Annotated in this window: 9 protein-coding genes; 6 read left to right on the top strand and 3 right to left on the bottom strand. The window is 72.0% G+C overall.

All coding sequences use genetic code 11. The annotated features are described in order from the left end of the window. The 4 genes from RMO85_RS03465 to holA form a co-directional block, all read left to right on the top strand. Positions 1-694, top strand: a 694-nt coding sequence (locus RMO85_RS03465; RefSeq protein WP_310526489.1) for a DegV family protein, incomplete at its 5' end; no start/stop codon positions are given. 107 nt (positions 695-801) lie between these two features. Then, complete coding sequence (locus RMO85_RS03460; protein WP_310526487.1) at positions 802-1,686, top strand: ComEA family DNA-binding protein; 885 nt, start codon at positions 802-804, stop codon at positions 1,684-1,686. Between the two features lie 4 nt (positions 1,687-1,690). Beyond that, entirely contained in the window at positions 1,691-3,958 is a 2,268-nt protein-coding gene (locus RMO85_RS03455; protein ID WP_310526485.1) for a ComEC/Rec2 family competence protein, read from the top strand. A 12-nt stretch (positions 3,959-3,970) separates the two neighbouring features. Next, positions 3,971-4,957, top strand: a complete 987-nt coding sequence (gene holA / locus RMO85_RS03450) for a DNA polymerase III subunit delta (RefSeq protein WP_310526484.1) — start codon at positions 3,971-3,973, stop codon at positions 4,955-4,957. 194 nt (positions 4,958-5,151) lie between these two features. Here the strand turns inward: holA and rpsT are convergent, their stop codons facing one another. Together rpsT and RMO85_RS03440 are read right to left on the bottom strand one after the other, a co-directional pair. Then, entirely contained in the window at positions 5,152-5,412 is a 261-nt protein-coding gene (gene rpsT, locus RMO85_RS03445; protein ID WP_310526483.1) for a 30S ribosomal protein S20, read from the bottom strand. 145 nt (positions 5,413-5,557) lie between these two features. Then, positions 5,558-6,508 carry a phosphotransferase gene (locus RMO85_RS03440; protein ID WP_310526482.1) on the bottom strand — a complete coding sequence of 317 codons (951 nt, stop codon included), beginning with the start codon at positions 6,506-6,508 and terminating at the stop codon, positions 5,558-5,560. 54 nt (positions 6,509-6,562) lie between these two features. On the opposite strand from RMO85_RS03440, the gene RMO85_RS03435 reads away from it, so the two are divergent. Continuing rightward, the gene (locus tag RMO85_RS03435; protein ID WP_310526480.1) at positions 6,563-7,135 is read left to right on the top strand and encodes a GNAT family N-acetyltransferase; all 573 of its coding nucleotides are present in this window, start codon (positions 6,563-6,565) and stop codon (positions 7,133-7,135) included. Here the strand turns inward: RMO85_RS03435 and RMO85_RS03430 are convergent. Further along, positions 7,110-7,619 carry a hypothetical protein gene (locus RMO85_RS03430; protein WP_310526479.1) on the bottom strand — a complete coding sequence of 170 codons (510 nt, stop codon included), beginning with the start codon at positions 7,617-7,619 and terminating at the stop codon, positions 7,110-7,112. The two genes, RMO85_RS03435 and RMO85_RS03430, sit on opposite strands and share 26 nt — an antisense overlap. Before the next feature lie 138 nt (positions 7,620-7,757). Between RMO85_RS03430 and RMO85_RS03425 the strand changes: the two genes are divergently transcribed. Further along, positions 7,758-8,705, top strand: a 948-nt coding sequence (locus RMO85_RS03425; protein WP_310526478.1) for a GTP-binding protein, incomplete at its 3' end; no start/stop codon positions are given.

Genomic DNA, 8,705 nt, shown 5'->3' with positions numbered 1-8,705 from the left:
CACGTCGCGACCCAACCCCGCGGCGATGGCCGAGGTGTACGAGCGCCTGGCCCGCGAGGGTGCCGAGGAGATCATCTCGATCCACCTGTCGGGTGAGATGAGTGGCACCTTCGAGTCGGCCCAGCTCGCGGCCAAGCAGGTCACGGTGCCGGTGACCTGCATCGACAGCCGGCAGGTCGGGGCCGCGACGGGGTATGCCGCACTGTCGGCCGCCGACGTCCTCGATGCCGGCGGTTCGGTGACCGAGGCGGCGCAGGCGGCACGCGACCGCGCCGCGGCGGCGACGTCGCTGTTCTACGTCGACACCCTCGAATACCTCCGCCGGGGTGGCCGGATCGGCGCCGCCGCGGCGATCCTGGGTGGCGCGCTGTCGGTCAAGCCCCTGTTGAGCATCGCCGACGGCCGGGTCGCCAACCTCGAGCGCGTCCGGACCAGCGCCCGAGCCCTCGCGCGCCTCGAGGACCTCGCCGTCGAGGCGGCCGGCGAGAGCCCGGTGGACGTGTATGTCGCGCATCTCGCCAGCGCCGACCGCGCCGAGCAGCTCGCGGCGAGGCTGAGCGAACGACTGGCCGACAACCTCGAGGGGCGCGAGCTGTGGTGTGGTGAGCTCGGTGCCGTCCTCGGTGCGCACGTCGGACCGGGCATGGTCGCGGTGTGCGTGGCCCCACGGCTGCCCGCCGAACCGGCACAGTGAGCCACTCGCACGTCCGTCCCTGTGGATGAACCGGCCTGACCCGAGGTTGTCCACAGGCTGAGGTGACGCAGGTGGCGGGTGTCGGCGCTGCTTCCTAGGTTCGACGCATGCGTCCACTTCACCCGCGAAGCACCCCCAGCGATGAGCACGCCGAGGCGGTCTCGCGCCGCCTCGCCACCCTCGGCGCCGAGCTGGCGGCGGTGCGCGGTGACCCGCCGCTCGCGCATCGCCACACCCAGGTGCGCGGGCTGTCCGCCGACAGGTCGCTCGACTCCGGCGAGGAACCCGACGACGTCCCGCTCGTTCCGGTCCCCGGGCGGCACTCCCTGCGGGGCCCGGTCGGGGTGTTGTCGCGCGTCGGCCTGACCGGGGCACACGTCGCGGTGATCTGCGTCGTGATCGCGGTGGCGGTCGGGGTGGCGGCGTGGCTGGCAGTCCGGTCGGATCCCCAGCCGGTGCCGGCGCTGGCGCCGGTCGGCACGCCGCTGGTCGCGCCCACCGACGCGGCGTCGGTGTCGGCCGAGCCGTCGGGGCGGCCCGCGCCCGGCTCGGCAGCCACCGGGGAGGTCACGGTGGATGTCGCGGGCAAGGTGCGCAGGCCGGGCATCGCGGTGCTGCCGCCGGGGTCGCGCGTGGTGGACGCGGTCGAGGCGGCCGGGGGTGCGCGGCGCGATGTCGACCTGGCCTCGCTCAACCTCGCGCGGTTGCTGGTCGACGGCGAGCAGATCCTGGTGGGGGTGCCGGTGCCGGTGGGCGTGGTGGGCTCGTTGGGAGCCACTCCAGCGACTGGGCAGGCCGGCCCGCTGGTCAACCTCAACACCGCCGACGTCGCGGCGCTGGAGACCCTGCCCGGTGTGGGACCGGTGACCGCCGAGGCGATCGCGTCCTGGCGCACCGAGCACGGCGGCTTCACGGCGGTCGAGGAGCTGCTCGAGGTGGACGGGATCGGCGACGCGACGTTGGCGGAGATCGCTCCGCACGTGACGATCTGAGGAGGTGGTGCAGGATCTTCGGCTGCCGCTGCTGGGGGTCGGAGCCTGGCTGGGCGGGCTCGCGGCCGCGGGACTGCCGCTCTGGCTGAGCCTGCTGTCGGTCCTGGTCGGGCTCGGGCTGGCCCTGGTGTCGAGATCCTGGCCCTTGCTGGCGTGCGTGCTGGCTGCGGTGGCGGTCGTCGCGGTGGCGACGCTGCGGGTCGCTCCCTTCGGCGCCGGACCGGTGGCCGACCTGGTCTCCGACCGGGCCGTGGTGACGGCGCGGGTCTCGATCACGAGCGACCCGCGGACGGTGGCAGGCCGGTTCGGTGATCTCGTCTTGGTGCGAGGCACGCTCACCCAGGTGACGGGCCGCGCTGCGACGTACTCCCTGCGGGCACCGGTCGTGGTGCTGGCCGACGAGAGCTGGCTCGACGTGCGACTGGGTTCCGTGGTCCGGGTGACGGGTCGGCTGGCGCCCGACGACGGGCGCGGCGCCCCGGTGCTCGCCGTGCTGTCCGCGCGCGGTCCGCCGAGCGTGGAGTCGGGGCCCGATCTCTGGTGGCGGGGAGCCGAGGCCGTGCGTGCCTCGATCCGGGAGTCGGTGGCTGCGCGGGGCGAGCACGCGCGCGAGCTGGTGCCCTCGCTCGTCGTCGGGGACGACAGTGGGCTCGACCCGGCGCTGGTCGAGGACTTCCGCACGACCGGGCTGACGCACCTGTTGGCCGTCTCGGGCACCAACCTGACCCTGCTCGTCGGCTTCCTGCTGATCGTCGGGAGGTGGTGCGGGGTGCGCGGTCGCTGGACGTACGCCGCAGCGGGCCTCGGCATCGTCGGCTTCGTGTTGATCGCCCGGACCGAGCCGAGCGTCGTGCGGGCCGCGGCCATGGGAACGGTCGCGCTCATCGGGATGGGCAGCAACGGCCGCGAGCGCGGGACCCGCTGCCTGGGCGCCGCCGTCTTCGCGCTGCTCCTCGTCGACCCCGCGCTGGCCGTGACCGCCGGCTTCGCCCTCTCGGTGCTTGCGACGGCCGGCATCTTGTTCCTCGCGCCGAGCTGGCGCGACGCGCTGACCCGGTGGCTGCCGCGCTGGGCGGCCGAGGCGGTCTCGCTGCCACTGGCCGCGCAGGTCGCGTGCACGCCGGTCGTCACCGCCATCTCGGGGCAGATCAGCCTGGTCGCGGTGCTGGCCAACCTGCTCGCCGCGCCCGCGGTGGCGCCGGCGACGGTGCTCGGCCTGACCGGCGGGCTGATGGGCCTGGTGTGGACGCCGCTCGGTCAGGTGGTGGCCGCGCCGGCTGCCTGGTCGGTGTCGTGGATCGTGGTCGTCGCCCAGCGCGGAGCGGCGTTGCCGACGGCGGCACTCGACTGGGGGACCGGCCCGGTCGCCCTGGCCGCGATCACGCTGCTGTGTGTCGTCGTCATCGTGATCGCGCCCCGGCTGCTGAGGTCACCGGTCACGGGCGTCGGGTGCTCGGTGCTGCTCGTGGTCACGGTCCTGACCCGGCCACCGTCGCCGGGCTGGCCGAGCGACGGGTGGGTGCTCGCCATGTGCGACGTCGGGCAGGGCGACGGGCTCGTCCTCAACGCCGGAGCGGGGACTGGCGTCGTCGTGGACACCGGGCCGGACCCCGCCGTGATCGAGCGCTGCCTCGATCGGCTCGGCATCACCGACGTCCCGCTCGTGGTGCTGACGCACTTCCATGCCGACCACATCGACGGGCTGCCGGGCGTGCTCGAGGGCCGGGAGGTCGGCGAGGTCGACGTGACCTCGATGCTCGATCCGCCCGGGGGCGCGGCAGCGGTGAATCGGGAGCTCGCGGTAGCGCCGCGCGTGGCGGCCTCCGGCCTGACCCGCCGGGTGGGCGAGGTGACCCTGCAGACCCTGTGGCCGCTGCCCGACGCGCCGACCGCAGGGGTGGGCGACGGCAGCGCCGCCAACAACGCGAGCGTCGTGCTCCTCGCCGAGGTGCGCGGGGTGCGGATCCTGCTGACGGGCGACATCGAACCGCCGGGGCAGCTCGCGCTGCGGCGTACCCTCCCCGGCCTCGAGGTCGACGTGCTCAAGGTGCCGCACCACGGCAGCCGACACCAGGACCTGGAGTTCCTCACCGGGCTGCGGGCCCGGCTCGCCCTGATCTCGGTGGGCGCCGACAACGACTACGGCCACCCCGACCCGGGACTGGTGGCGGCGCTGACGGCGACCGGCGCGGTCGTACGCCGCACGGATCTCGACGGCGACGTGCTGGTGTTGCGCACGGACGACGGGATCGCTGTCCGCGCTCGCGGCTAGGGTTGGCCCACCATGGCTTCCACCCCCACCGCCGCACAGGTTCTCGGCCGGATCATCCTCGTGACCGGCAAGGAGGAATACCTCAGCGAGCGCACCGTCGTCGGCGTCCGAGCGGCCGTCAAGGGCTTCGACGCCGAGGCCGAGATCGCCGACTCCGAGGCCTCCGACCTGACCCTGGCGAGTCTGGGGGAGATGGCGGCGCCGTCGCTCTTCTCCTCGACCCGGTGCGTGATCGTGCGCGGTCTCGAGGGCCTGCCGGACGACTGCCACGACGGCATCCTCGACTACGCCGCGGCGCCGGCCGACGACATCGCGTTGGTGCTGGTGCACGGCGGCGGACCGAGGGGCAGCGGCCTGCTCACCAGGCTGCGCAAGCTCGGCTCGGTCACCGAGGTGAAGTCGCAGGAGATCAAGGCCTCCGAGCTGACGGGCTTCGTGACCTCCGAGTTCGCCGGTCATGGCGCCAAGATCGCCACCGACGCCGCTGCCTTCCTGGTGACCGCGGTCGGTGGAGACCTGCGCTCACTGGCGGCGGCCGCCCACCAGCTCACCAACGACTTCCCCGGTGAGCAGCTCACCGTCGAGAAGGTGCAGCGCTACTTCGGCGGCCGGGCCGAGGCCAAGTCGTTCGCCGTGGCCGACGCGGCGTTCGCCGGGCGCAAGGCGCAGGCACTCGAGGCGTTGCGCTGGGCGATGGACGGTGGCACGGCCTCGGTGCTCGTCACCTCGGCCATGGCCGGCTCGGCGCGCAGCCTGGCGCGGTTCCTCGGCGCCCCCAACGGCATGCGCGAGGGTGACCTCGCCCGCGAGCTCGGTGTCCCGCCGTGGAAGGTCCGTCAAGTGCGCGACCAGTCCCGCTCGTGGACCCCTGAGGGGATCTCGTCCGCGATCCGCGCGGTGGCGGTGGCGGACGCCGACATCAAGGGCCAGGCCCACGATGCGGCGTACACCCTCGAGCGGCTGGTGCTCACCGTGGCCGATCTGCGCACCGGGCGCTGATCCGGGCGCTGATCCGGGCGCTGGTCACCCGGAGCCAGCGCCGGGCCGTCAGGAAGTGGCGGCGCGCGACAGGTGTTCTCGCGATTCCCATGTCGGCGCCCGCCAGTTCGTCGGGCGAGGGATCCGGCCTTCGTGATGACACTGAAATGCACGAACGCCCCGTCGCACAGCGACGAGGCGTGGGTGGGTGAGGATCAGAGCGAGGCGGACTGCTTCGCGATCGACGACTTGCGGTTGGCCGCCTGGTTCTTGTGGATGACGCCCTTGGAGGCGGCCACGTCGAGCTTCTTCGCGGCGTCGCGGCCCGCGGCGACGGCCACGTCCTTGTCACCGGCGACGACGGCCTCGCGGAACTTGCGAACGGCGCTCTTCAGGCCCGTCTTGACGGCCTTGTTGCGCTCGTGCGCCTTCTCGTTCTGCTTGTTGCGCTTGATCTGGGACTTGATGTTGGCCACAGGAGAACCTTTGCTCGCTCGTTGCTGGTCACGGGAAGTCGTGTGTCGGCTGCCGACTCACCCTTGAACAGGGCCGGGCGCCGGACATGCAAGGGCAAACACTACCGCCGAGGCGCGGGAGGCCCCAAATCGAGTGCGGCGCGGCTCACTGCCAGCCTCGGCGCTCGCACAGCCAGTCCCAGCAGACCTCGCCCTGCCAGCGCTGGTGGTCGCGCATGAACGGCGACGTCGGCGGCACCGGGTCGTCGCCCGACTTGAGGAAGTAGCCGACGAGCAGCGCGAGCACGCGGTCGATCGATTCGGGGGGTACGTCGCGGGTCAGCCGACGAGACGCGAGCACCGATTGCACCTCGACCCCGTCGCCGCGGGGGCCGATCAGGGTGAACAGCGTGTCGATCCAGTCGGCGCCCACGATCGGCCAGTTCCAGTCGCAGAGCCACACCACTCCGTCGCCGTCGAGGAGCAGGTTGTCGTCGCGGATGTCGGTGTGGACGAGCGTCTCGCCACCGACGACCTCGGCATAGCCGGCCGCGAGGGCCGCCGCCTCGTCGAGGTGGGGCAGGTCGGGCCGGGTCGCCTTGATGTGGTCCCACGCTGCGACGAGCGGCAGGAAGTCGTCCTCGGCCGTGTCGAGCGTGAGCCCCGCAGGCGGCGGCGTGAGCGCGTCGGCGACGATCTCGAGGGCGTCGAGGACGGAGTCCAGGTCGGCGGGTTGCCACGGCCGTCGCGGGGCGCGCCCGTCGACGTACTCGATGCCGAGCGCGACCCAGTCGTCGTCGAGGTGCCAGAGCAGTCGCGGGCTCGGGACGCCGGGCGGGAGGGCCGCGAGCTTGCGGGCCTCCTCGCGGTAGGAGTCGGCGAACAGGCGCTGGGCCTTGACCGACGCCGCCTTCACGAAGTGTCGCGAGCCGTCGGCGCACACCAGCACGCTCGCGAAGCCCGGGGTGAAGCCCGATGTCTGGGAGATCGCCTCGACCACGGGCGAGCCGCACTTGCGCTCGATGAAGGCGCGCAGGTTGGGCGGCAGGAAGGCCCACTCGAGGCGGCGCGCGGTCTTGCCGACGGGAGCGGGGTAGGGGCCGGGCGCAGAGGACATGCGCCACATCCTCCCCAAGAAATCGCCGTGGGCGTGAATTGGATAATCACTCCCATGCCCGAACTCATCGAGCCACACGTCCGCGTCCGCACGTCGTTCCTCGCCTCTGTCGAGGAGTTTCTCGCCGAGGGCCGCGGCGGCCACAACACGATGCTCGGCGAGTGGCGCGCCCTGTTCGAGGACCGCTGGGCCACCGACGACGGGTTCGCCCGCTTCGTCGCCCACCTCCACGCCGACGCGACCCCCGACGCGCCGCGGCCCAGCCACCACGTGCCGCAGAGCACCTGGTGGCTGGTCGAGGGCGACACCTACCTCGGCCGGATCTCGTGCCGCCACGTGCTCAACGAGTGGCTGGCCGAGTTCGGTGGCCACATCGGCTACGAGGTCCGACCGTCCGCGCGCAGGCAGGGCCACGCGACGACCATGCTCCGCGGAGTGCTCCCGCACGTGCACGCCCTCGGCATCGACCCCGCCCTGCTGACCTGCGATGACACCAACGTCGCCTCGCGCAAGGTGATCGAGGCGGCGGGGGGTGACTTCGAGGACCAGCGCGGCGACAAGCTGAGGTTCTGGCTGCCGACGGGTTCCGAGGTGACCCAGGTCAGCAGCCGCAGACGTAGTAGGTGATGTCCCAGTGGCTGCTCTCGCGGGCGTAGACGTTGCCGGAGGGGGCCTTGTACATCGGCGCGCCGTCCGCGCGAACGCCGGCATACGCGTAGTGGCTGGTGATGTAGCCCGAGATGCAGGACGTGATCGGGATGTCGACCTTGTAGCCGTTCCAGTGGCTGTAGGTGCCGGACGCGTGGCCCGTCTCGGTGCCGCCGGTGATCGTGACGGCGCAGCCGCTGATCGACTTGAACGTCTTGATGCCGCTCACCGTGTCCTGGTTGATCTGCTCGTAGGACGTGCAGGTGGCGACGTTGCGGTTGGTGCACCCGCCACTCGATGACCGGCCGATGCCGGACGCCGACAGCTGGGAGGCCGCCTGCGAGTCGGTCAGCTTGGTGACCGCCCAGCTCGGTGCGGCGCCGACGACGACACTGGTGAGCACACTGGTCGTGAGGACGGCGGTCAGGGCGGACGCGCGGACGGCGCGGGACAGCTGGGTCATGGAATGCTCCAGACTTGTGGACGACACCCCCGATGGGGTCGTCCTGGTGCTGCCAGTCGAGCGGGTTGCGGCAGCCGCGTCAATGGCAGCGAGAACTCTTCGTCGGTAGTTCGTGAGCCTGCTGCCCTGCGTGGGAGGATGAGTCGACCCCGTCGTACCTCCGGAAAGCCCCACGTGTCCCTGAAGAACGCGCCCCAGCCGGGCCACACCGATCCGGCGATCATCCGCAACTTCTGCATCATCGCCCACATCGACCACGGCAAGTCGACGCTGGCCGACCGGATGCTGCAGCTGACGGGCGTCGTCGACGCGCGTGCGGCGCGTGCGCAGTACCTCGACCGCATGGACATCGAGCGCGAGCGCGGCATCACCATCAAGAGCCAGGCCGTGCGGATGCCGTGGACCGTGCCTGAAGGCAACGGCGAGGGCGCCGAGCCGGGCACCTACATCCTGAACATGATCGACACCCCTGGCCACGTCGACTTCACCTACGAGGTCTCGCGGTCCCTCGAGGCCTGCGAGGCGGCGGTCCTGCTGGTCGACGCCGCGCAGGGCATCGAGGCCCAGACGCTGGCCAACCTCTACCTCGCCATCGGCGCGGACCTCCACATCATCCCGGTGCTGAACAAGATCGACCTGCCCAATGCGCAACCCGAGAAGTACGCCGCCGAGCTGGCCGGCATCATCGGCTGCGACCCCTCGGACGTGCTGCGCACCTCGGCCAAGACCGGGCTGGGGGTCGAGGAGCTGCTCAACGAGATCGTCCTCCAGACTCCTGCGCCGGTCGGCAACCCCGACGCGCCGCCGCGCGCGCTGATCTTCGACTCCGTCTACGACACCTACCGCGGCGTCGTCACCTACGTCCGCGTCGTCGACGGCAAGCTCAGCCACCGCGACCGGATCAAGATGATGTCCAACGGCGTCGTGCACGAGATGCTCGAGGTGGGCGTGATCAGCCCCGAGCCGATGAAGTCGAGCGACCTCGGCGTCGGCGAGGTCGGCTACCTCATCACCGGGGTGAAGGACGTGCGTCAGTCCCGCGTCGGCGACACCGTGACCAGCCAGCACCACGGCGCCACCGAGTCG

Origin of the sequence: Nocardioides sp. (assembly GCF_031422975.1) — a bacterium.
Taxonomy (GTDB): Bacteria; Actinomycetota; Actinomycetes; order Propionibacteriales; family Nocardioidaceae; genus Nocardioides.
Note: the sequence above shows the minus strand (reverse complement) of the source record. Positions and strands in the feature narration are given on the sequence as shown.